Source organism: Salipiger sp. HF18 (genome assembly GCF_011806505.1).
Taxonomy (GTDB): domain Bacteria; phylum Pseudomonadota; class Alphaproteobacteria; order Rhodobacterales; family Rhodobacteraceae; genus Salipiger; species Salipiger thiooxidans.
Genome location: NZ_JAATOS010000762.1, coordinates 1 through 1,319, shown reverse-complemented (window position 1 = coordinate 1,319; position 1,319 = coordinate 1). Strand labels below are relative to the sequence as shown.

Here is a 1,319-nt window from a genome sequence, read left to right as displayed (position 1 = left end):
GAGCACGAGAAGTTCGGCTATCTCACCGACACCCACGAGCCGCTGCCCTATGACGGTCCGCGCTCGATCCGCGCCGTGCTCGAAGGGCTGCGCGACCGCTACGGCTGGGACCCGGTCGAGGAAGGCGGGCACCTGATCGGGCTCACCAAAGACGGCGCCAACGTCTCGCTCGAGCCCGGCGGGGCGCTCGAGCTCTCCGGCGCGCCGCTCGAGACCATCCACCAGACCTGCGACGAGGTGAACGAGCACCTGCGCGAGGTGAAGAGCATCGCCGATGCCATCGGCGTGGGCTTCATCGGGCTTGGTGCCGCGCCCGAGTGGTCGCACGAAGAGATGCCGCTCATGCCCAAGGGCCGGTACAAGCTGATGGACGCCTACATGGGCCGCGTCGGCACCACCGGCACCACCATGATGCGGCGCACCTGCACGGTGCAGGTGAACCTCGATTTCGGCTCCGAGGCCGACATGGTCAAGAAGATGCGCGTGGCGCTCGCGCTGCAGCCGGTCGCAACCGCGCTCTTCGCCAACTCGCCCTTCTTCGAGGGCGCGCCCAACGGCATGAAGAGCTACCGCTCCTACGTCTGGCGCCATCTCGACGCCGACCGCACCGGCATGCTGCCCTTCGTCTTCGAGGACGGTTTCGGCTTCGAGCGCTACGTCGACTACGCGCTCGATGTGCCGATGTATTTCGTCTACCGCGACGGCAAGTACATCGATGCGCTCGGGATGTCGTTCCGCGACTTCATGAAGGGCAAGCTGCCGGCGCTGCCGGGCGAGATCCCGACGCTTTCGGACTGGGCCGACCACCTCACCACGATCTTCCCCGAGGCGCGGCTGAAGAAGTTCATCGAGATGCGAGGCGCCGATGGCGGCCCGTCGAGATCGCCGAGGCCGGGCTCAAGGCCCGCGCCTGCACCGGCGCCGGCGGACTGCTGCCCGACGAAACGCATTTCCTCAATGCTCTGAAGGAAAGCCTCGACAGCGGCAAGGTGCTGGCCGACGAGCTGCTCGACCACTACCGCGGCGACTGGGGCGGCGACCTCGGCCGGATCTACGCGCAATACAGCTACTGAGGCCGTCGCGGCCGGTCCGCCGCCCGTTCGGCTTCAGGCGCTGGCATCGGTTCAGGCGCTGGCCCGGGTTTTGACACGGGCCCCGCTTCTGACACGGATGTCAGGCGCTGGCGCGCCGCGAGACGTTGCGCTGGAAATACGCGTGCATCTCCTGCCTGCGCCGGGCGAGTTCGTCCGGCGAGGGCCGCGCCCCGGCCTGCATCAGCACCGCGTGGGACTCGAGCGCGCTCGGCGCGGGTCCGCGGC

Annotated in this window: 1 pseudogene; it reads left to right on the top strand. The window is 68.5% G+C overall.

Annotation, left to right across the window (positions count from 1 at the left end):
- Window positions 1–1,073 (top strand): annotated as a pseudogene (locus HC022_RS26685) (glutamate--cysteine ligase); the annotation flags it as partial.
- Window positions 1,074–1,319 lie beyond the last annotated feature (246 nt).